The 21,284-nt window shown below is 58.5% G+C and carries 17 protein-coding genes and 1 tRNA gene; 5 read left to right on the forward strand and 13 right to left on the reverse strand.

Features of this window, described 5'->3' with window-relative positions:
- Positions 1–92 precede the first annotated feature (92 nt).
- A complete protein-coding gene (gene glmS, locus AC0V6W_RS13210; protein WP_486150702.1) occupies positions 93–1,928 on the forward strand; it encodes a glutamine--fructose-6-phosphate transaminase (isomerizing) in 1,836 nt (611 codons plus the stop codon).
- 97 nt (positions 1,929–2,025) lie between these two features.
- On the forward strand, positions 2,026–4,419 hold the full coding sequence (locus AC0V6W_RS13215; protein ID WP_486150704.1) for a putative bifunctional diguanylate cyclase/phosphodiesterase: 2,394 nt from the start codon (positions 2,026–2,028) through the stop codon (positions 4,417–4,419).
- Positions 4,420–4,468: 49 nt separating this feature from the next.
- Here AC0V6W_RS13215 and purQ read toward each other — a convergent pair whose 3' ends face one another.
- From purQ to infA, 9 genes are all read right to left on the reverse strand, one after another.
- A complete protein-coding gene (purQ, locus tag AC0V6W_RS13220; RefSeq protein ID WP_486150706.1) occupies positions 4,469–5,158 on the reverse strand; it encodes a phosphoribosylformylglycinamidine synthase subunit PurQ in 690 nt (229 codons plus the stop codon).
- A complete protein-coding gene (gene purS / locus AC0V6W_RS13225) occupies positions 5,158–5,412 on the reverse strand; it encodes a phosphoribosylformylglycinamidine synthase subunit PurS (protein WP_486150708.1) in 255 nt (84 codons plus the stop codon). The genes purQ and purS overlap by 1 nt, the downstream gene beginning before the upstream one ends.
- Before the next feature lie 76 nt (positions 5,413–5,488).
- Positions 5,489–8,326, reverse strand: coding sequence for a M16 family metallopeptidase (locus AC0V6W_RS13230; protein WP_486150710.1), 2,838 nt, complete (start codon positions 8,324–8,326; stop codon positions 5,489–5,491).
- Between the two features lie 162 nt (positions 8,327–8,488).
- Positions 8,489–9,292 carry a phosphoribosylaminoimidazolesuccinocarboxamide synthase gene (gene purC / locus AC0V6W_RS13235; protein ID WP_486150712.1) on the reverse strand — a complete coding sequence of 268 codons (804 nt, stop codon included), beginning with the start codon at positions 9,290–9,292 and terminating at the stop codon, positions 8,489–8,491.
- Between the two features lie 24 nt (positions 9,293–9,316).
- Positions 9,317–9,391 (reverse strand) — tRNA-Phe (locus AC0V6W_RS13240).
- 154 nt (positions 9,392–9,545) lie between these two features.
- A complete protein-coding gene (gene yacG, locus AC0V6W_RS13245) occupies positions 9,546–9,746 on the reverse strand; it encodes a DNA gyrase inhibitor YacG (protein ID WP_486150714.1) in 201 nt (66 codons plus the stop codon).
- Positions 9,743–10,744 (reverse strand): ribonuclease, encoded by a 1,002-nt coding sequence (locus AC0V6W_RS13250; protein WP_486150716.1) that lies wholly within the window; start codon positions 10,742–10,744, stop codon positions 9,743–9,745. Before AC0V6W_RS13250 ends, yacG begins: the two co-directional genes overlap by 4 nt.
- Complete coding sequence (locus AC0V6W_RS13255) at positions 10,737–11,324, reverse strand: Maf family protein (protein WP_486150718.1); 588 nt, start codon at positions 11,322–11,324, stop codon at positions 10,737–10,739. Before AC0V6W_RS13255 ends, AC0V6W_RS13250 begins: the two co-directional genes overlap by 8 nt.
- Positions 11,325–11,343: 19 nt before the next feature.
- Positions 11,344–11,601, reverse strand: coding sequence for a translation initiation factor IF-1 (gene infA / locus AC0V6W_RS13260; protein ID WP_108786584.1), 258 nt, complete (start codon positions 11,599–11,601; stop codon positions 11,344–11,346).
- On the opposite strand from infA, the gene AC0V6W_RS13265 reads away from it, so the two are divergent.
- Positions 11,594–11,872, forward strand: a complete 279-nt coding sequence (locus AC0V6W_RS13265; protein WP_486150721.1) for a hypothetical protein — start codon at positions 11,594–11,596, stop codon at positions 11,870–11,872. The genes infA and AC0V6W_RS13265 overlap by 8 nt on opposite strands.
- A complete protein-coding gene (locus tag AC0V6W_RS13270; protein ID WP_486150723.1) occupies positions 11,865–14,681 on the forward strand; it encodes a porin family protein in 2,817 nt (938 codons plus the stop codon). Before AC0V6W_RS13265 ends, AC0V6W_RS13270 begins: the two co-directional genes overlap by 8 nt.
- 307 nt (positions 14,682–14,988) lie before the next feature.
- Here the strand turns inward: AC0V6W_RS13270 and AC0V6W_RS13275 are convergent, their stop codons facing one another.
- The 4 genes from AC0V6W_RS13275 to AC0V6W_RS13290 form a co-directional block, all read right to left on the reverse strand.
- Positions 14,989–15,783 (reverse strand): esterase/lipase family protein, encoded by a 795-nt coding sequence (locus AC0V6W_RS13275; protein WP_486150725.1) that lies wholly within the window; start codon positions 15,781–15,783, stop codon positions 14,989–14,991.
- A gap of 89 nt (positions 15,784–15,872) precedes the next feature.
- Positions 15,873–17,450: a WS/DGAT/MGAT family O-acyltransferase gene (locus AC0V6W_RS13280; RefSeq protein WP_486150727.1), complete on the reverse strand. Its 1,578-nt coding sequence runs from the start codon at positions 17,448–17,450 to the stop codon at positions 15,873–15,875.
- A gap of 155 nt (positions 17,451–17,605) precedes the next feature.
- Positions 17,606–18,031, reverse strand: a complete 426-nt coding sequence (locus tag AC0V6W_RS13285; RefSeq protein ID WP_486150729.1) for a DoxX family protein — start codon at positions 18,029–18,031, stop codon at positions 17,606–17,608.
- 35 nt (positions 18,032–18,066) lie between these two features.
- The gene (locus AC0V6W_RS13290; protein WP_486150731.1) at positions 18,067–19,254 is read right to left on the reverse strand and encodes a BaiN/RdsA family NAD(P)/FAD-dependent oxidoreductase; all 1,188 of its coding nucleotides are present in this window, start codon (positions 19,252–19,254) and stop codon (positions 18,067–18,069) included.
- A 65-nt stretch (positions 19,255–19,319) separates the two neighbouring features.
- Here AC0V6W_RS13290 and uvrC point away from each other — a divergent pair, with 65 nt between their 5' ends.
- Positions 19,320–21,257, forward strand: a complete 1,938-nt coding sequence (gene uvrC / locus AC0V6W_RS13295; RefSeq protein WP_486150733.1) for an excinuclease ABC subunit UvrC — start codon at positions 19,320–19,322, stop codon at positions 21,255–21,257.
- Positions 21,258–21,284 lie beyond the last annotated feature (27 nt).

Raw genomic sequence — 21,284 nt, forward strand, 5'->3', positions numbered from 1 at the left:
AATGTTCATGACTAATGCCTAGGGGCTTTGATCAGGGCGGGGGCCAGTTCAGGGTGCCAGTTATAGGCGGAAATTAAGGGGTTTGACGATTTATGTGCGGCATTATCGGAATTGTTGGCGGTGAAGCGGTTGCAGATCGGCTGGTCGATGGCCTGCGCCGGATGGAATATCGCGGCTATGACAGTTCTGGCGTTTGCACTTTGCATGATGGCCAATTGGTGCGCCGCCGGGCAGAGGGGAAACTGCTCAACCTCGTAGGCGTATTGGATAACGAACCTGCGCCTGGCACCGTGGGTATTGCTCACACGCGCTGGGCGACACACGGCGCGCCGACGGCATCCAATGCGCACCCGCACGCGACCGATGAGGTTGCGATTGTGCACAATGGCATCATCGAAAACTTCAAAGAATTGCGCGCAGAGCTGGCCGCGCAAGGGCGCACCTTTGAAAGCGAAACCGACAGCGAAGTGGTCGCGCATATGGTCTCGCACCGGATTGAGGCGGGACTGGATCCCATCGCTGCGGTCAAGGACGTGCTGCCGCGCCTGCGCGGTGCGTTTGCGCTGGCGATTGCGTTTCGTCAGCATCCTGATCTGTTGATCGGTGCGCGGCTCGGGTCGCCACTGGTCGTGGGATATGGCCCGGCAGGCGATGATGCCGAGATGTATCTGGGCTCCGATGCCCTGGCGCTTGCTCCGCTGACGCAGCGCATCACTTATCTTGAAGAAGGCGACTGGGTCGTCGTGCGCCGCGATGGCGCGCAGGTTTATGATGATGAGAACACGCCCGTCACGCGCGAGATACAGGCGTCGGGTGCATCAGCGGCTGCGGTGGAGAAAGGCAATTATCGCCACTTCATGCAGAAGGAGATCTTTGAGCAGCCCACTGTGGTGGCCCAAACCCTGGGATCGTATCTGCGCCGTGATGACAATTCTGTCGCTTTGCCTCAGTTCGACATTGATCTGTCAGCCATTCGCCGCCTGACAATTGTTGCGTGCGGGACATCTTATTACGCTGGAATGGTGGCGAAATACTGGTTTGAACATTTTGCCCGCGTGCCTGTCGACATCGATGTCGCGTCCGAATTTCGATACCGCGATCCGGTGCTCGAAGACGGTGGGCTCGCGCTGTTCATCTCCCAAAGCGGGGAGACAGCAGACACGCTGGCGGCGCTGCGCCATTGCAAGGAAAATGGGCAGGTCATCGGCGTTGTCGTGAATGTGCCCACCAGTTCTATGGCTCGCGAGGCAGACTTGCTACTGCCGACCCATGCAGGCCCGGAAATCGGCGTTGCCTCGACTAAGGCGTTTACTTGCCAGCTTGCCGTGCTCGCCGCTTTGGCGGCGCATATGGCGGTCAAGAAAGGGCTGATGAGCCGCGAGGAAGAGATCGAAGTTGTCGGCCACCTGCTCGAAGCGCCCGCTGCGCTCAATGCTGCGCTTGATCATGATGAAGACATTGCCGCCATGGCGCCTCTGGTCGCGCCGGCGCGCGATGTGCTGTATCTGGGACGCGGGCCGGATTATCCGCTTGCGCTCGAAGGCGCGTTAAAACTCAAAGAAATCAGTTATATACACGCCGAAGGTTACGCATCGGGTGAAATGAAGCACGGACCCATCGCGCTGATTGATGACGAGGTTCCCGTGGTGGTGATCGCGCCTTCGGGGCCATTGTTTGAAAAAACGGTCTCCAACATGGAAGAAGTGCGCGCGCGCGGCGGCCAAGTCGTGCTGATTTCGGACAAGGATGGCATCAGCGAGGCGGGCGATGGCTGCATTGCCACAATCGAAATGCCCGTTGTCCATCCACTCATCGCGCCGCTCGTCTATGCGATCCCTGTGCAATTGCTGGCCTATCACGTGGCGGTTGTGAAAGGCACAGATGTCGATCAGCCGCGCAATTTGGCGAAGTCCGTTACAGTGGAATGACACGCGCCTTGCGCCCTTTGGCGGAGAGGCGAATTAACTCTTTGTGAGGGGCTCAAGCTTTACGCGCGGCTAACCTTTTTTGGTTAGGCCGCACGGTGTGAACGATCCGGCTTCCTCAATTCAAAACACACCCGATCCGGCCTTGGACAAGGTCGCCGGTGCAGCGCGTCCGCGCAACCTGTCTTTGAAAGCGGTTCTGGGCCTTTCCGATAAAGCGGACAGGGATTGGGCGCAGCTGCGCGGTTTGCAATATGCGGGCCTGGCCAAACTGACATTCCAGCGCGCTTTTGCGCATTCGCTGCTCGCCGTGTTTGTGGCGCGCATTTACCTAGATAGCGTGCCGCCCGCCATTGTCCTTGTGTGGATGGGGGCAATGGCGCTGATCAACATCCAAAGCGCACGGCTGGACCGCGGCCTTGCTGACACCGAAAAGCGCAAGATTTCGTCCGGCGAGTTTAACCGCCAGATGCAATTTGCTGTCCTGTCGGGAATATTCTGGGCTGTGCCAGTGATGACATTTGCGCCCTATGGTTCGATGGAGGATATGGCGGCGCTGCTGATGCTGATTGCGCTGTTAATCGCCTCTTCAGTGTTTTTCTACACCGCTGCGCCGATCAGCATTCTTATCCTTGGCATGACCGTGGGACTGGCCAGCATTGCGCAATTGGCGATGAACGGATTGTGGCTGGTGATGGGGGCCACGATTTTGTTCCTGATCGCGGCGATGCTGGGCACAGTGCATGTTGGCCGAACCTATCTTGCCGCGCGATTGTCTGAGCGGGTGATTGCGGAAAAAGAAGAAGTCGTCTCGCTGCTGCTGCGCGAATTTGAAGAAAACGAAGCGGACTGGTTGTGGGAAATTGACCCCTCGCGCCGCCTGCGTTCGGTCAGTCCGCGCTTTGCCTTTGCGCTGGGAGCAAAGCAGAGCGAGGTGCAGGGCAAACCCCTGCTTGATCTGATTGCGGGTGAGCATGTCAGCGGCGGCCAATACGATAAAAGCCTTCGCGAACTGGCCGAATGTCTGACCCGGCAGGAGAACTTCTCCAACCTGCTTGTGAAAGTCACCATCAAGGGGCAAGAGCGTTGGTGGGAGCTTTCCGGTACGCCCATGCGCGATCAACGCGGGCGTTTTATCGGGTTTCGCGGAGTGGGTTCGGACAAGACAGAGGCGCGCGAAAGCTCAGAGAAAATCGCTTATCTGGCGCGTTTTGACACACTGACCAGCCTGCCTAACCGGTTGCAGCTGACAGAAGCGTTGGGCCATGCGCTTGATGACAGCGCTCGCTGGCGCACGCGCTGTGCGTTGATGATGGTGGACCTTGATCGATTCAAGGCGGTGAACGATTCGCTGGGCCATATGACAGGCGACAAATTGCTCGCACAGGTTTCTGCGCGGCTCGAAAAGCTGATGGGCGATGGCCAGATGTGCGGCCGGCTGGGCGGCGATGAATTTGCCATCGTGATCAAAGATGCGAGCGAGCAGGGCACTGTAAAGGCGATGGCGAACAAGATCATCGAAGCTTTGTCCGAACCCTATCAGGTTGAACAGCACACCTTGTATGTCGGGGCGAGTGTCGGGTCAGCCGTTGGCCCGCGTGATGGCAAAAGCGTTGAGGAATTGATGCGCAATGCCGACCTTGCACTGTACCGTGCCAAGGATGTGGGCGGGGGCGAACATTGCGCGTTTGAACAGGAACTGCATGCCTCTGCCGAAGAACGCCGCCAGTTAGAAGTTGCGCTCAGGTCCGCCATGGCGCGCGATGAATTTGTGCTGCATTACCAGCCCGTGGTCGATGCGCGCAGCGAGAATATCGTCAGTTTCGAAGCTTTGGCCCGCTGGAACAGCCGCGATCATGGCTTTGTCAGTCCGGGCAAGTTTATCCCGCTTGCCGAAGATACACGGCTGATTGTGCCGATTGGCAAATGGGTGCTGTTTCAGGCCTGCCAGGAAGCGATGAGCTGGCCCGATCATATCAAGGTGAATGTCAACGTATCGCCTGAACAATTGCTTGAACCCGATTTCCACGCCGATGTTGTGCAGGCGCTTTCGCAAAGTGGGCTGCGGCCTGACCGGCTTGAGATCGAAGTGACTGAGAGCATTTTCGTGCGCGATGCCAGTGTTGCGCGCAACGCTTTGGAACAGGCGATGGCGCTCGGGTGCTCGATCGCGCTTGATGATTTTGGCACGGGCTATTCCTCGCTCGGCTATATCCGCAAGCTGCGCTTTTCAACGATCAAAGTGGACCGCACTTTCGTGCAGGGGGCCGCACAAGGGGCCTCGGAAAGTCTGGCGATTATCAACGCGGTGGTCGCCATGGCAAAAAGCCTCGACATGACCACCACTGCCGAGGGTGTTGAAACGGTTGAGGAAGCGGATCTGATCCGCAATCTGGGCTGCGATAAAATCCAGGGGTTCTATTTTGGCAGGCCCATGTCAAACGAGGAGGCGCGCCGCCTGTTTGGCGCCGCATCAATGAAGCGCCGGGCGTAAGCAGGTCGAAAACGGGCCGTTCGCAGCGGCACATTACTGCCGTGCTGATTTACGCAGAAACCAGACTGCCAAGCAGATTTTCAAACATCCGCCTGCCATCTGTGCCGCCCAGCGAAGGGTGCGCGGCAGCACGGATTGCGCGTTCGGGATGCGGCATCATGCCCAGCACCCGGCCATTGGCGCTCAATACGCCTGCAATATCGCGCTGTGATCCATTGACAGCTTCGTCATAGCGAAAGGCAATGCGCCCTTCCGCCTCTAACTGATCCAGCGTCGCATCATCGGCAAAGTAGTTGCCATCGTGATGGGCAACGGGGATGTTCAAAACCTCGCCATCGGCAAAACCGCGAGTGTAAAGTGATGAGGTGTTGGCGACATGCAAAGGGACCGTTCGGCAGATGAATGTCTGGCCCGCATTGCGCATCAGCGCGCCGGGCAGCAATCCCGCCTCTGTGAGCACCTGAAATCCATTGCACACGCCCAGAACGGGCAGCCCTTTTTGTGCTGCGGCCACAACCGCGCGCATGATCGGGCTTTTGGCCGCCATCGCGCCAGAGCGCAGGTAATCGCCATAGGAAAACCCGCCGGGCAGAGCGAGGAAATCAAGGCCGCTGGGAAGGTCCGCATCCCCATGCCAGATGCGCACAGCCGGTTTGCCGGTTACATCTTCCAGTGCCACCGCCATATCGCGGTCGCAATTGGAGCCGGGAAACGTGATAACGCCTGCAGTAAAGCTCATCAGGCGGGCTCTGCTGCTTGGCTGGCGATGCGTTCAATCGCGTAATCTTCGATCACTGTGTTGGCGAGCAGCTTTTCGCACATTGCCTTGATCGTCTCATCGCTGGTGCCGTCTGCCACATCGAGTTCGATCACCCGGCCAATGCGCACATCGTTTACGCCTTCAAAGCCAAGCCCATCGAGCGAATGGTGCACCGCGCGCCCCTGCGGATCGAGAACGCCGGGCTTTAACGATACGATGATGCGGGCTTTCATAAGAAGCGGCTCCTGCTGAGCGTTGGATTGCTGCGTGCGATATAACCCGCCTGCACCCTTACGCAATTGCCAATGCCTATTTGTCCTGAGCTTTCTGAGGCAAGACCACCACTTCGAGCGCGTCATCAGGTGCCAGATATTTGACCGCCATCGCCTGAATATCACCCGGAGTGATCGCATCGAGCACTTGCGGGTAATCGAAGTATCGCTCGATCCGCTCCGGCTGGCTTTGTGCAAAGCGCGCGAGCCCCATCCATCCGCCAAGGCTTTTCAATGCGTTGTCATAGCGTTCTTTGACCGGCTTGCGCGCGCGCTCAAGCGTGTCAGGATCAATCGGAGCGCTGCGCAGATCGGTGAGCAATGCGCCAATCGCCGCGCGCGCCGCATCGATATTGGCGGCTTCCAGCGAAGAGCCGAGCGCAAATGTGCCGTAACCGCGATAGACCCGGCTGGGGCTGCTGCCGGCCGTGGGAGAATAGGCCTGGCCCAATTCTTCGCGCAGACGTTCCTGAAGCTCGATCCGCACCACGCTTGCCAGCAGGCTGAGGCGCACCGTTTCAGCCAGATCGCTATCATCGGTTGTGGGCCACACCATGCGCAGCAAAGCCTGATCCGCTTCGCCCTGATGGGTAAGTGTGCGCGGCGTTCTGTCGGCGGTGAAAGTGCGAATGCGGGCTTCCTCGCGGGGCAGAAACTCCGCCTCTCGCTGGGGCAAAGTGCCAAGTGTTTTGGCGACCGCTGCGATGACTGCGTCCTCATCCAAATCGCCAACAATCGAAACTTCAATCGCGCCATTGGCCAGTCTGTCGCCAATCGCTGCGCGCAATTGTTCAAAATCAATCGCGTAATACGCCTCCTTTGCAGGCAGCGCAAAGCGCGGATCAGCATCCGATACAATCCCGCCAATTGCGGTGCTGTAGGCTCTGCCCGGTGTTGAGGTTAGCGTTTCGTAGAAATTGTCGATCCCCTTGCGGAACCGGGTGACGGCTTCGGGGCGGTAGCCCGGATCGGTCAGCATGGCGGTGATCAGCTGCAATTGCAGTTCAAGATCGCGCGGTGTGGTCCCGCCGCTTAAGGCAAAGCCATTGCCGGTTGCGCTGATATTGCTGCCAACGGATCGGCCTGCCAGAATGGTCGATAATTCATCGCGGCTGTGCTGGCCCAAACCGCCCGCGGCAAGCGAGCTTGTGAGGAAAGTCTTTAGCGGATCGTCCTTGGTATCGAGCAGGCTCCCGCCATCCACCACCGTCAGCACCGATATGCGATCTTCGCGAATATCGGTCTGTTTAAGGTTCAGCCGCACATTGTTGGCAAACCGGATCTTGCGAATGCCAAGCCGCTCTTCGGCGCTGTCCGCCACGATTGCGCTCGCTTTGCCGAAATCGGTGTAAGCAAATTCTGCCGTGCCGGTGTCTTTGGGCGGGGCAATTGGCAGCGCCATGGCGGCATTGAATGCACTGCGCAGCGCGTCCTCGCCGCCTTCGGGCGCGGTGCGGCCTTGAAACCGGATCAGCGGGTCAGACAGATCAGCGGCATCAGCCAGCAATGCGGCATAGACTGATTGCGGCGTGATCGCGGGTGCAAGCCGTTCAAATTGCGCGAGCCTGTATGCGGGCGTTGTCGTCACCACATCATCGCCCACGACGCGCAGCGCGCTTCCAGCAAAAGCGGCATTGCTGCGGGTGTCGGCTGATTTGACTGCGTTTTCGGCAGCAGTGCGCCGATTGGCGAGCTGTTCGTCCACTTCGGCCTGGGTAAAGCCATAGGTAAGCGCCTGGTTCACTTCGCGCACGGCGGCAAGCAGGCCTTTCTCCCATTCGCCATCAACGCTGGAAATGCCTATCCCGGTGCTGCGCGCATCTTCGAACACGTCACTGCTGGCAAAGCTGGCCGCGCGAAAGGGCGCATCATCGCCGCGCGCCAGCCGGGTAAGGCGGCGATTGATAATGGCATAGGCGATGGATCTGTGCATACGCTGGTCGCGGTTTGCCTGCGTGTCGGGTTCATTGCGCCACGGGGCCAAGGCAAAGATTGATACGCTTTCCGACAAAGCCGGGTCGATATAGATATCAGCCTCGATCCCGCGCGCGGGATCGATAGGGCCGCTGATGGGCTGGGGCGGGGCAGGCGGGCCTTGCCAATCGGCAAACCGTTCGCGCAGCTTGGCTTTCATCATTTCGGTCGGATAATCGCCAATGACGATAAGCACCGTGTTGTGAGGCGTATATGTGCGCTCATACAAGGCGCGCAGTTGCGCAGCGGTCGCATTTTCGAGCACCGATAGATCGCCAATAGGCAGCCGGTCGCGGAACCGCGCATCAGGCGCGGTAAAGGCCATGGAATCCTCGGCAGCGCGCTGTTGGAACCCGCGCCTATCGCGCCGTTCAGCCAGAATAACGCCGCGCTCGCGCTCCACCGCATCAGGCGCAATGGTCAGCTCGCTGGCCGTCTCGCGCATCAACATGAGTGCTGTATCGAGCAGCTTTTCCTCATTGCGAGGCAGGTTGAGCATGTAAGTGATCGCCTCAAGCCCGGTTGACGCATTGGTGTCCGCGCCAAATTGCAGCCCTTCGCGTTCGAGCAGCTTGATCATTTCGCCTTCGGGGATGTTGGTCGACCCGTTAAACGCCATATGTTCCAGATAATGCGACAATCCGCGTTCGGACGCGGTTTCTTCCAGCGACCCGGACGATATCCGCATCCGTACCAGCGCGGTGCCTTCGGGTGTGGCGTTTTGCCGCAGGATAAAGCGCATGCCGTTATCAAGCTGGCCGTAAACATAATCGGGATCGACCGGAATGTCGCTCGTCTCAAACGGCCAGACAGGCTCGCTCGCCTCTGATGGCGCCGCCGCATCTGCGACGTCCTGCGCCGCCAGTGTGTGCGTTAAAGCAAAGTTGGTAAGGGCAAGCAAAAGGGCGCAGGAAATCGCGCGCGACATCGGAATTTTCAAAGCGGTGGTCTCTCCAAACCTTTAAGATGAGGGGAGACTAGCGGGTCAAACCTGACTGTCAGCTTATTTCTACGTTTTTTGGGAGGGCGCGGGTGGCTTGGTACAGAACCAATCCCAAAACCCTTATTTCTTTGCAGGCGGCATTCCGCGCAGGCGGGATCGGTGGCTCGACAAGTCGAGCACTTCGCCGGGGCCATTGTCCTCATTTTGCAGGAGGCCAAGGCGGCGGGCCACTTCGCGGTACGCTTCCTCTTCGCCGCCGAGATCACGGCGGAAACGATCCTTGTCGAGCTTTTCGCCCGAATTCATATCCCACAAACGGCAGCCATCCGGGCTGATTTCATCGGCGAGAATAACCCGGCTGAAATCGCCATCGAACAGCCGTCCAAATTCGAGTTTGAAATCAACCAGCCGGATATCAATCGCGGCAAACATTCCGCACATGAAATCATTGATACGGATCGCCATGGAAGAAATGTCCTGCATTTCCTCGTGGCTGGCCCAGTTGAAACAGGCGATGTGTTCTTCTGCAATCAGCGGATCGCCAAGCGAATCGTCCTTGTAGTAATATTCGATCAAGGTGTGAGGCAGCGGTTCGCCTTCTTCGATGCCCAGCCGTTTGCTGATCGAACCAGCCGCCACATTGCGCACCACCACTTCGATCGGGACAATTTCGACCTGCCGCACCAATTGCTCGCGCATATTGAGGCGGCGGATAAAGTGGGTGGGGATGCCGATATGCGAAAGGCGCGTAAAGACGTGTTCGCTGATGCGATTGTTGATGACGCCTTTGCCGTTGATTGTGCCCTGTTTTTCGGCGTTAAAGGCGGTCGCATCATCCTTGAAGTACTGGATGATCGTGCCGGGTTCCGGCCCTTCATACAGGATTTTGGCTTTGCCTTCGTAGATCTGACGGCGACGCGACATGCACAAAACCCTTTATCATACGAATGGTGCCCGGGGGCGGATTTGAACCACCGACACGCGGATTTTCAATCCGCTGCTCTACCCCTGAGCTACCCGGGCATTCGCTGCGGCGACGTTGTTGCTGTGGCCTTTATCGGACAAGCTTTAACGGCGAGCAAATGAAGGCGGCGCTATGACGCGGCGCGCGGCGCTTGGCAAGAGGTTTTAGGGCCTGTTTTTGCAAGTATCCTGCGCCATGTCGCAATTGACCTGTTCAAAACTCGTCTTTCGCATCGCTATCGATCCCTCGCGCAGCGATTTCAGCCGGGTCAACGGGCGGTCCGGGCACAGCATATCCATCGCCAAACCACTTGGCGAGATCGCGGTCACGGCAGCGCGCTGAGCAGAACGCTTTGAATTCAGCGCTGCGCGGTTTTGATTTGCAAAAGGAGCAAAATTTGGGAGCGGTCTTCATACACCCACAATTTGGGCCTGCGGCGCCTCAAGGGCAAGGCCTGGATCGGTTTCAATCCGCAATTGCTTGCCCGTGCGCCGGGAAAGTTCCTCCAGCCAGTCTGGTTTCAATTTGGCTTTAAGAGCGGGGTGAATCCGCACAAGCAGGATTGGCCCTGTCCCCTGTGCATGCTCGGCCACTCTCATCGCGTACCGTGCGCACAGGCCCGTGCGAGAAGCGGCGAACAGGTGGAGAAGCGAGGGGCCTGTTAGCCGCGCAACAATCTGGACAAAGCCAAATCCGTTCATTGCGGTGCGTTCATGCGGCCAATCGGAAAGCGCTGCGGCGAGCGCATCATCGACGGCGCGGCGGTCTGCTTTGGCGGTGAGAGTGGGGAAATCAATTCCGATATTCCCGCCAATCTCAAACCACGCGGTCGCGCGAGCTATGGCGGGAATGGCTGCGAGCGCCAATTCGCGCGGGGCCATGTCGCCGTCAATATCCACCAAAGTCATCGCAGGGGTGGGGCTGATGATGATCTGCCCGCCGGAAAATTCAAGGGTGGCGGACGAGGCTGCGTGCCACACATCCTCCCACAATCCGGCTGGGAAGCGGGCGACGGGCTTTCCATTTGCCTCATCAAATCCGGAATTTGTGTCATTTTGAGACAAGCTTGTCCCATTTTGAGACATTTCCGTGCGCGCAGCGCGCCCTTGCGCCAGTTTGAACCGACCTCGCTCGGTGATTGCAGCGCGGGTTATGCGCACATTGACTACGGCGCCTTCGGTCACATCGCTCGGTAAGTGATCGACCAATATCTGGGTGCCGTTTTCGGTTTTGGCAGTGCCGCGCCGCGCGCCTTTGGTTTTTGCGATAAGCCGCGCTGTAACCTGATCGCCTGCACGCAAAGCCCCCGGCCAGATCAACCGCGCGCCCAGAACCTGTTCGCCCTTGACCAGCAGCGCGCGCCTTTCGCCGATGCCGCGTTCGACTAGCCACCGGGCATCGGGCCTAGCCAATGGCGAACCCTGCCGATTTCAGCAAAGCGCGCGTTTCGTACAAAGGCAGCCCCATAATGCTGGAATGGCTGCCCCTGATCCACTGGATCAAGCCTTCGGCCGCGCCTTGTATCGCGTATCCGCCCGCTTTGCCGCGCCATTCTTCGCTGGCGAGATAGTGCTCGATTTCCTCAAGGCTCAGGCTTTTGAAAAGCACGACATTTTCAGACAATCGCTCTTTCACGCTGCCATCGGGCGCGCGCAGGGCAATGCTGGAATAGACCGTGTGCCGCCGCCCGGATAGCAGCTCAAGGCAAGCACGCGCTTCGGCCTCATCCTCGGTTTTTGGCAGGATCCGCCGCCCGCATGCGACCACAGTGTCACCGGCCAGCACAAACCCGGCTGCCTCCACCGCAACCGCCTTTTCGCGGCCCATGCGCGCGGCGTAATCTTTTGGCAGCTCGCGCAGATGCGGGGTCTCATCAATGTCGGCAGGAACCACGCCATCAGGTGCAATGCCTAGCCTTCCCAGCAGCTCGAGCCGCCGGGGTGATGCAGACGCCAATGTCAGATGCGGTAATGTCAAATTAGGGGAACCCATCGGCCTCGCCCTTGGACTATTATGCGGGGCCGGGGCCCTGACCGGGGCCGCCGCGGCCCGGCATAAAGCGGTACGTGATCCGTGCCTTGGTAAGGTCATACGGGGTCAGCTCGCACAGCACTTCATCGCCGACCAGCACGCGAATGCGGTTCTTGCGCATTTTGCCTGCGGTGTGGCCCAGCACTTCATGGCCGTTTTCAAGCTCAACCCGGAACATCGCATTGGGCAACAGTTCAACAACGCGCCCGCGCATTTCGAGGAGTTCTTCTTTGGCCATGGATGTCCTTTGTGTCGGCTTTCGAGTGAAATCGGGTGTTCAGGAGGCGCGCTTTAACGAGCGGATGAACAAAAGGGAAGCCTTGTGCGTTGGTGCCTGTGTGGCGGACCTGCGCGCGCCGCATTGTCGCAGCTTGCCCTTGTTTTCATTAATATGGGTGCAAAGCGATACAATTCAACCGCTTGTCCTTTTATCGGGAATGCTCAAAAGGGCTCTTTATGACCTCTCCTCTCGCTTGCAGCGCAGCTTTTCGGCCGTTTCTTTTGGCTAGCGTGTGTCTTGGCGGTGTCATTTCGGCACCAGCCTTGTCGCAGGATGGTGGCGCTCGCGGGGCAGGCGATGACGACCGTGAGATCATTGTTGAGGGGCAAAGATTGCGCGGGCAATTGGATGTCGAACAGGCCCCTTTGCAAGTGCTCGATGAAGACGATGTCGCTGCCGAGGGTGTCTCCTCCATCACCGATCTCATCGCGCAAATCACGGCCCAATCGGGCTCTGCCAGAGGGCGCGGCGGGGGCGGGCGGCCTGTTATCCTGGTCAATGGTATCAGGGTAGGCTCGTTTCGCCAGCTCGCCGCCTATCCCACCGAAGCGCTGGAGCGGGTGGAAGTCTTCCCCGAAGAGGTTGCGCAAAGGTTTGGCTTTGCGCCTGATCGCCGGGTCATCAATCTGATCCTCAAAGACAATTTCGCCAGCCGCGAGGTGGAATTGGAGTTTGAAGGGCCATCGCGCGGCGGGTATTTCGTGAACGAGCAGGAACTGGGATATCTGCGCATATCGCCTGAGGGCCGGTTCAATATCAATCTGGAAGCCAACGACACCTCGCTTTTGACCGAAAGCGAGCGCGATGTCATTCAGACAGAGGGCTCCATCCCAGATCTGGCGAGCGATCCTGACCCCGCGCAGTTCCGCAGCCTGATCAGCGATGCGCGCTCGCTTGAGGCAAATATCAGCTGGGCCAAAGCAGTGATTGCAACTGGCACCACGCTTACCGCTAATGTAAATTACGACCGCAATGATACGCGCAGCCTGTCGGGGCTGAATTTCGTTACCTTGACCGATGCCGCCGGCATCAGCGTCATCCGCACTTTCGGCCAAGACAGCCCGCTGGAGCGGCGAACGGCAACCGATGCGGTCTTTGGCTCAGGATCTTTAACGAAGCGCATCAACGCCTTTCAGTTCACCGCCACATTTGATGGATCGCTGACCGAAAGCGAGACCGAAATTGACCGCTTGTTCGACACTAGCGATCTCGCTTTGCGGGCGAGTGCGGGGCTGATCGCGCTGGATGCGCCATTGCCTGTCAATGCCGATAACGGGTTTGATATCGCACGCTCGCGCACTTTGGCCGGCGAAACGCTGACCACTTTGCGCGGCCCGCTTGCTGATTTGCCGGGCGGCGAATTGCTGGTGACTTTCGATGCCGGATACAGCTGGACGAACCTAACCACATCGGACACGCGCACTTTGCAAACAGCCGACCTCACACGCGGAGTGGTGACGACAGGGGCAAATATCACGGTCCCGATCACGAGCACGCGCCGGGGCTTTGCCGACGGGTTGGGAAGCTTCACTTTGAACGCGCAGATCGGGCTCGACCATTTGTCCGATTTTGGCACTTTGGGCGATTACACCATCGGCCTGAATTGGAAAGTGACCGATGCGCTAAACCTGTCAGCGACCTATATCGTACGCGAAGTGGCACCGGGCCTTTCCGCGCTTGGCAGCCCCACGATCACGGTTTTCAATGCGCCAGTGTTCGATTTCACCAATGGCGAAACGGTGCTTGCCAGTGTGACAAGCGGGGGCAATCCCGGCCTGCTGGCAGAAACGCAAAGTGATTGGAAATTTGCCGCGACATGGGAATTTCCATTTTGGGAAAATACAAGTTTTACAGCCGAATATATCCGCAACCGATCACGCAATGTCACAAGCGCTTTTCCGCAGATCACGCCGGAAATTGAGGCCGCTTTCCCCGCCCGTGTCACGCGCGATGCCGCAGGCGTTCTAACGGCGGTGGATCAACGCCTTGTGACTTTTGCGCAGACACGGGCGGACCGGTTGCAATTCAATCTGCTGACGCGCGGCACTTTTGGCGGCTCATCAAGAGGAGGCGGGGCCGGGAGCGGAGGACGAGGCGCTAGCGGAAGACAGGGCGGCCCGCCTGAGCGGACCGCTGGCGGCGGTGTTCCATCTGCGGCACCGGGCGCGCCTTCCGATGATCGCCGCGCTGCTTTCATGGCGTTTCGCACAAAGGTGTGCGCGGATGATGGCGTGCAATTCCTCGCCCGCTTGATCGCTCGGGTCGAGGCAGGAGAAGACGTCTCCGGCGAATTGCCCGGATTTAACCCGCAGCGATTGCAAGGAATGCTCGAGCGGGCACGCGATGATAGCGGGGCAATCACGCCTGAACGGATCGGCATGATCCGCGAAAGAATATGCAGCATGGACCTGGCGCAAATGCGCGGCAGGCGTGGAAGTGGGAGCGCAGAAAGCGAGGGCGCAGGCCGGCCCAAAGCGCGCCAAGGCGCTGGCGCTGGCTCTGGCAGAGGCGGCGGTAGCCTGATCGGTGCCGCTTTGGGCAGGCGCGGCGGCGAGCGGCGCGGATGGCGTTATTTTGCCAGCCTGACGCACACGATTGAACTGCAAAACGACATTCTGATTGCGCCGGGGCTCGACCTGCTTGACCAACTGGACGGCGATGCGACCGGAGCCTTTGGTTTTCCCCGTCACACAAGCCGATTGGAAGGCGGAATGTTCGGCAATGGCATCGGTGCGCGTGTGTCTGCGCGCTATACCGGCAGCACCCGGTTAAACGGAAGCGGCTTGCCGGGCAGTTCTGACCTGATCTTTGATGACCTGGCGACATTCGATCTGCGATTGTTCACCAATTTGGGCCAGTTTCTTGGGCGTGATGAGGGGGCATTGAAAAACCTGCGGCTGTCTTTTCGTGCGGATAACATCTTTGATGCCCGCCGGCAGGTGACCGATGAAAGCGGCGCAACGCCGATCAATTATCAGCCCTTTGTTATTGATCCGACCGGACGGTTTGTGGGCGTGGATATTCGCAAGCTGTTTTGAGGGTGTTTTTGTCTGTGTTCGCTGGCGCGCTTTTTTTGTCTTTTGTTCGCGTGCGCTCACAGCCGGACCGCCCCGCCTCCCCGCCCGTCCACCAATGGTTCCATTAGGATATGGTGGACGGGCGGGGAGGCGGGGCGGCCCGGCAAGCCTTTGGCGGATGTCAAAGGCGCACCTAACAAAAACTCGGGGCGGTCCGGCCAAGGATCAGGCGGATGCCTGATCTGCACCCAACAAAAACGCCCGGCCAAGGTCAGTCGGGTGCCTGAGCGCACCCAACAAAACTCACCTTAGCGATTGCTCACCGCTGTCAGTGCAGTTTTGAACGCGGGAACATCCAGCTTTGGTTGAATGTCGGCGCGAAGGGTTTCCAATCCCCTTCGGCCTGCGCCAGCCGATCCGCCAGAGCGACCATCACCGATGGATTTACACCCATGCCGCAATGGCTGGCATGAACCTCGATATTCTCGGTCGGATGTGCGCCTTCGGCCTGAAGGCTCGCATGCCAATGCACAATGCCATCTGTTTTGGTGTAAATCGATGTCGTGGGCAGCGGCGGGGCGGTTTCCAGATCGTCAAACCGGCCATCGCGCATCGCTTCGGGTTCTTTGCCGTTCAGCCGCTCAAACAAAGCGCGCGCATGGGTGTGATTGCGATCTGAGGAAATGGGGCTGCCCAAAGTGATGACGCTGCGCACCATATCAGGATGCAGTTTGGCAATTTCCCGTGCGAGCACACCGCCAAGGCTCCACCCGATGATCGACACTTTGCGGCCTGATGTTTTGTAAAGGCGTTTCAGCTGGCTTTCGAGCTGTGCAACCAGAGCGTTGTCAACGCGGATATTGCGGCCTGCGTCCCAGCCATGCGCGTCATATCCCAGCTCTTTTAACAGGCTGCGCATAGGCATGGTGGAACTGTTCGATGCCATAAATCCGGGCAGGCACATCACCGCATGGCCATCACCTTTTGGCAAAGTGGTCAGCATGGGGCGGCTGGCGTAAAACAGGCCCAGCTCAAACATGGCGCGCCCTTCGCTCAGCGTCCAGAAACGGTTGGGCGGCGAGGCCTTGTAATCAGGCTGCTGTGTGAACGGGATGCTTGCCATTTTGCTTTTCTCCTCAGAGGCCCTTGAAGGCTTATGCGACCCGCTCTTGCGGCAGGCTTTTTGCAAAGATTATATGGGTTTAATCAGGCTTATTCAGGTTTTGTTTTTCGTTTCATAGTGGTCGTAGGTTTGCGTTTTGCAGGTTTACGAGCTGCCGGTTTCTTCGCAGCGGATTTGGCTGCGGGTTTCCTTGCAGCAGGCTTTTTCGCTGCTGGTTTTCGGGCGGGCGGTTTTTGTGCGGGCGCTTTGCCAGCAGGCGCGCCTGCAGCTTTCGCCACAGCCAGCATTTCGTCGAAACTTTCCTGCAGGCATTCTGAGTAAAACTCAGGATCGGGCATGATATCGCGGCAGGCGGTGAAGCTTATATACGCTTCATCGACATAACTTTGAACCACGTGCGCAAGGCCCAGCCCATCGGTTAGACAAATGAGCGAAAGCGCCATCGATTCCATCCGGGCACCAGCCGAATAAATCGGAACCGGCGGTCCGGGCACATTGGTGACAACCGTGTTGAACGGCATCAATGTGCGGTGGGCAAGGCTGACGCGGTTAAACAATTGCGCGCCAAGGGCCATATATAACAGCGGGTTGACCTTGCTGACTTCTGTCATGGTGCGCGCGCCGATGGCGTTGGTCATCGCTTTGGAGTTTTTGGTCCGTTTGAAGACAAATTCCAGCCGTTCAGCCGGGTCTGCTATCTGTGATCCCAGCGGCGCGATCATTGCGGCCACCTGATTGCCCATATCGCTTTTCTCATCGGCAGATCGCACCGAAATGGGCGCCATTGCCGTCATCGAGGATTTGGGCAGATCATCTTTCGCGGTGAGATATTTGTGCAGCGCGCCGCCGACAATCGCTAGCGCCACATCGTTCACCTTGGCTTCTGGCTGAAGCGCACGGATCGCTTTGATATCGGCCAGCGGGAAACTGCGCCCTTCAACCACGCGGTGCGGCGAAATGGAGCGGTTGAACCGCGTGCGCGGCGGCACATAATCGCTGTTCAGCTTGAACTGGCGTGTGACCAACCCTTTGATCGCGCTGGCGATACCGGGAACGGCCTGAGCTGCCACTTGCGCCTGCTTAACCGGGTTCACGATGGCGTTGAGATAGGATTTGCCAAGCAATTCAACCGGACCCGGTATTTTTTCCGGCTTCCATTCATCGGAGGAATTGGGCGGGGCGGTGCTGGGCGTGGCGGTGTGGATTGCCTCCATCAGGTCAATCCCGCTCATCCCGTCAATCGCGGAGTGGTGGATTTTGGTGACAAAACCAAAACAGCCGGGCGGATAACCGCGCACATTGTCCAGCCCTTCGATCACGGTAAATTCCCATGGCGGGCGGTTCAAATCCATCGGCCGCGCGTGGATGCGGGCGGTCTGGATGCACAATTGCCGCCAATCGCCCGGTTTTGGCAAAGCGACATGGCGCACATGATATTCAAGGTCGAAATTCGGATCTTCGATCCAATAGGGATAATCGAGATCAAACGGGACGCGGACAAGGCGTTGACGCATCGTTTTGGACAGGTGCAGCCGGTCGCGGAAGAAGTCGAGAATGTCTTTAAAGCGGACAAAACCGCCTGGCGCCGTTTCCGGATTGTAGATCAGCAGATTGCCGATATGCATCGGCGAATTGGGGGATTCCAACGCGACAAACGAGGAATCCATACCCTGCAATTGCTGCAAACGGGCCTCCTGTTAAAGCATCCTCCAAAACGGCTTGTTTTCAAGCTCTGTAAGGTGAGGTAGGCACGTTTTGGGATCAAGGCAAGCTGACGTAGGCGGTAAGTGTTGTTCTGGGACGGGCCTGTGTTGTAATTTAATTACACACCTTTAGCGGCCTTACTGTCCGAAACCCACCATTGCCGCAGCGTCAATGCGCGTTTGCTCGATACGCCTGCCAGCACCATAAGCCCGGCCAATATCCCTAGGTTTTTGACGAAATTCTGCGTCTCGCGCGGGGCCGTATCCTCGCCCATGGTCCAGAAATCGTGGAGCATAAAATTGACCAGCAAAATGTAGATGACGCAGCCATAGGCAACCAGACGGACATGGCGGCCGGCGATGAGGGCGAGGCCGCCAGCGATATTCACAAACGCGGAAAACCACATCAGCGGTGCGGCAAAGGGGATGGCGTGGCTTTCCATATAAGCGATGGTTTGCGCCGGCCCTGCGGCTTTCATCAGGCCCGGAAAGAGGAAGTAAAGACCCAGCAAAATGCGGCCTATGGTAAAAGTCAGATTGGTCATGAAATCAGCTCTCTCGTTTGTGATATGTCGTATTTTTACAATTGAGAGCCGGGCGCGATGCTGTCGCCGCAGGCCGCTCCGCTCGCCCAGGCCCATTGGAAATTGTACCCGCCAAGCCAGCCTGTCACATCCACAGCCTCGCCAATGGCGTAAAGGCCGGGCATGCGTTTGGCTTCCATCGTTTGGCTCGACAATTCGGCGGTGGAAATGCCGCCTATGGTGACTTCGGCTTTGGCAAACCCTTCGGTGCCGCTGGGTGAAAAGCGCCAATTGGCGAGCTGTTCGCCCGCTGCGCGCAGGGCTTTATCCGGCACATTGCCAAGCTCGCGTTCTATGCCCAGTCTATCCGCCAGTGCATCCGCGAGCCGATCGGGCAAATGTTCGCGCAGCGCCGCTTTGACGCTGGCGCGCGGCCGGTCGCGTTTCATATCGAGCAGCCAGTCGGCATCGTTTTGCGGCAGGAAAGTGATGCCGATATCTTCGCCATGCCGCCAATATGAGGAAACCTGCAGGATCGCTGGCCCGGAAAGCCCCCTATGCGTGAAAAGCGCTGCTTCATCGAAAGCGGCGTTTCCGGCGCTCGCGCGAACAGGCGCGGAAACGCCGGAGAGTTCGCGGAACAAGACGTCCTCTCCGCCAAGGGTCAAAGGGACAAGGGCAGGGCGCGGCTCAACCACTTTCAGGCCAAACTGGCGCGCAAGATCATAAGCGTATCCGCTCGCGCCCATTTTCGGGATCGAAGGTCCGCCTGTGGCAATCACCAGGCCTGGTGCGGAAAAATGCCGATCGCGCGCGGAGACTGCGAATGCGCCATCCTTATGTACGACTGCCTCGCATTCTGCACCGCAGATCACGTCCACATTGTCCGGGCATTCATCGAGCAGCATTTGAACGATCTGCTTGGCTGAGCCGTCGCAGAACAATTGCCCCAGCGTCTTTTCATGCCAGGCAATCCCGTGCGCATCGACCAGATCAATAAAGTCCTGCGGCGTGTAGCGGGCGAGGGCGGATTTGGCGAAGTGCGGATTGGCGGACAGGAAATTGGTAGGGCTCGTATTCACATTGGTAAAATTGCAGCGCCCACCGCCGGAAATCAGGATCTTCTTGCCCGGCTTCTCCCCCTTTTCCAGCACCGCCACGCGCAGCCCCCGCCGGCCTGCGCGGCCTGCGCACATCAGGCCCGCAGCCCCTGCGCCCAGAATGATCACATCATATTGTTCCATCAAGCTGGCGATAGAGAGCCTCGTGCGGATTGCCAATCGCGCAGGGCAATCCCTATCTAAAGCCCATGGCGAAAGCAGGCACTCCCCACAGTCCCGACGGCGCGCAGCGGTTCAACGAAGAACGCGCGGCAGAGACGGTCTCGCGCGCGCAGCCCAATCTGGAGGCGGGTGTTGATGCCATTCGCGAGGTCGTCAAAACGCTCAAACCCATTCCCGGCGTCTACCGGATGTGCGATGCGCGCGGCGATGTGCTGTATGTGGGTAAAGCGCGCAGCCTGAAAGCGCGGGTCGCCAATTACACGCAGACCAACGGGCTGACCCAGCGGATTTTGCGGATGATCTCGCAATGCCGCAGCATGGAGATCGTCACTACCAATTCCGAAGCCGAAGCGCTGCTTTTGGAAGCGCAATTGATCAAGCGTTTCCGCCCGCCATTCAATGTGCTTTTGCGCGATGACAAAAGCTTTCCCTTCATCCTGCTGCGCGCCGATCATGCGTTTCCGCGCATCCACAAACATCGCGGCGCGCGCCGGGCGAAAGGCAATTATTACGGCCCCTTTGCGAGCGCGGGCAGTGTCAACACGACGCTTAACGCGCTGCAGAAACTGTTCCTGCTAAGGTCCTGCACTGACAGCTTTTTCAACAATCGCGACAGGCCCTGCCTGCTTTATCAGATCAAGCGCTGCTCTGCCCCATGCGTCAATCGTATTGATGAAGCGGATTACGAAAAGCTGGTCAAACAGGCCAAGGATTTCCTCGCCGGGAAATCGTCTCAGGTGCAGGCCGATCTTGAAAAGCAAATGGCCAAGGCAGCAGAGGATCTCGACTTTGAAACCGCCGCTATCCTGCGCGACAGGCTGCGGGCGGCGACCTTTATTCAAGGCAGCCAAGCCATCAATGCCAAGCATCTGGGAGATGCCGATATCTTCGCTTTGGCCAGCAAAGGCGGGCATGTCGGGGTGCAGGCATTCTTTATCAGGGGCGGGCAAAACTGGGGCCACCGCGCGTTCTTTCCCAGCCACACAAAGGATGTGGACGAGGATCAGGTGCTCGCCAATGTCATGCTGCAATTCTACGAAGAAGTGCCGCCGCCCGCGACCGTTCTGCTTGACCGCGAATTGCCGGAAAGTGAGCTGATTGAGGCGGCCTTGTCCGAAGTGGCGGAGCGCAAAGTGACCCTGTCCGTCCCCCAACGCGGCGACCGGCGCAAATTGCTCGGACAGGCGCAGCGCAATGCGGTCGAAGCATTGGAGCGGCGGCTGGCGGAAACAGGCACCAAGGCCAAAGTCCACCGCGAGCTGGCTGAATTTCTCGAACTGCCCGAACCGCCGCAGCGGATTGAGGCTTACGACAACAGCCATATTCAGGGGGCCAAGGCGGTGGGTGCGATGGTGGTTGCGAGCCCTGAAGGCTTTGAGAAATCGCAATATCGCAAATTCAACATCAAAACTGCACAGACCAATGATGATTTTGCAATGATGCGCGAGGTGTTTGAGCGCCGCTTTACCCGCGCGATGAAAGACGATCCCGACCGCGAGCGCGCAGGGGTTTGGCCTGATCTGGTGCTGGTTGATGGCGGCAAGGGGCAGCTATCGGCGGTTATGGAGGTCTTGGGCGAACTCGGGATCGAAGACCTGCGCGTCATCGGCATCGCCAAAGGGCCGCATCATGGCCGTGAAGGGCGCGAAGTGTTCCATTTCCCCGATGGCCGCGAGAAAATGCTACCGACCAATTCGCCCGTCCTGTTCTATGCCCAGCGCCTGCGCGATGAGGTCCACCGCTATGTCATCGGCGCGCACCGGGCCAAACGCTCCAAAGCGATCACGGCGTCGCCTTTGGACGAAATCCCCGGCATCGGCCCTGCGCGCAAACGCGCATTGCTGCTGCATTTCGGCACGGCCAGCAAAGTGCGCGCCGCCGCGCTCGAAGACCTGCAACGCGCACCGGGAGTCAGCGATAAAGTCGCGCAGCAGATTTATGACTTTTACCATGCGGGCGGGTGAGGGGAGAATGCGCTTGCGGCCCTATTC

The organism is Erythrobacter sp. JB1-7 (assembly GCF_057365015.1).

What these genes read in the sequence shown, in the direction of transcription:
- glmS (WP_486150702.1), top strand. Translation starts at nt 93, where the DNA reads ATGTGCGGCATTATCGGAATTGTTGGCGGTGAAGCGGTTGCAGATCGG.
- purC (WP_486150712.1), bottom strand. Translation starts at nt 9,292, where the DNA reads ATGTCGCGTCGCCGTCAGATCTACGAAGGCAAAGCCAAAATCCTGTAT.
- yacG (WP_486150714.1), bottom strand. Translation starts at nt 9,746, where the DNA reads ATGAAGACCGCTCCCAAATTTTGCTCCTTTTGCAAATCAAAACCGCGC.
- purQ (WP_486150706.1), bottom strand. Translation starts at nt 5,158, where the DNA reads ATGAGCTTTACTGCAGGCGTTATCACGTTTCCCGGCTCCAATTGCGAC.
- AC0V6W_RS13290 (WP_486150731.1), bottom strand. Translation starts at nt 19,254, where the DNA reads ATGGAACAATATGATGTGATCATTCTGGGCGCAGGGGCTGCGGGCCTG.
- AC0V6W_RS13280 (WP_486150727.1), bottom strand. Translation starts at nt 17,450, where the DNA reads ATGGATTCCTCGTTTGTCGCGTTGGAATCCCCCAATTCGCCGATGCAT.
- AC0V6W_RS13275 (WP_486150725.1), bottom strand. Translation starts at nt 15,783, where the DNA reads ATGGCAAGCATCCCGTTCACACAGCAGCCTGATTACAAGGCCTCGCCG.
- AC0V6W_RS13285 (WP_486150729.1), bottom strand. Translation starts at nt 18,031, where the DNA reads ATGACCAATCTGACTTTTACCATAGGCCGCATTTTGCTGGGTCTTTAC.
- infA (WP_108786584.1), bottom strand. Translation starts at nt 11,601, where the DNA reads ATGGCCAAAGAAGAACTCCTCGAAATGCGCGGGCGCGTTGTTGAACTG.
- uvrC (WP_486150733.1), top strand. Translation starts at nt 19,320, where the DNA reads ATGGCGAAAGCAGGCACTCCCCACAGTCCCGACGGCGCGCAGCGGTTC.
- purS (WP_486150708.1), bottom strand. Translation starts at nt 5,412, where the DNA reads ATGAAAGCCCGCATCATCGTATCGTTAAAGCCCGGCGTTCTCGATCCG.
- AC0V6W_RS13255 (WP_486150718.1), bottom strand. Translation starts at nt 11,324, where the DNA reads ATGGGTTCCCCTAATTTGACATTACCGCATCTGACATTGGCGTCTGCA.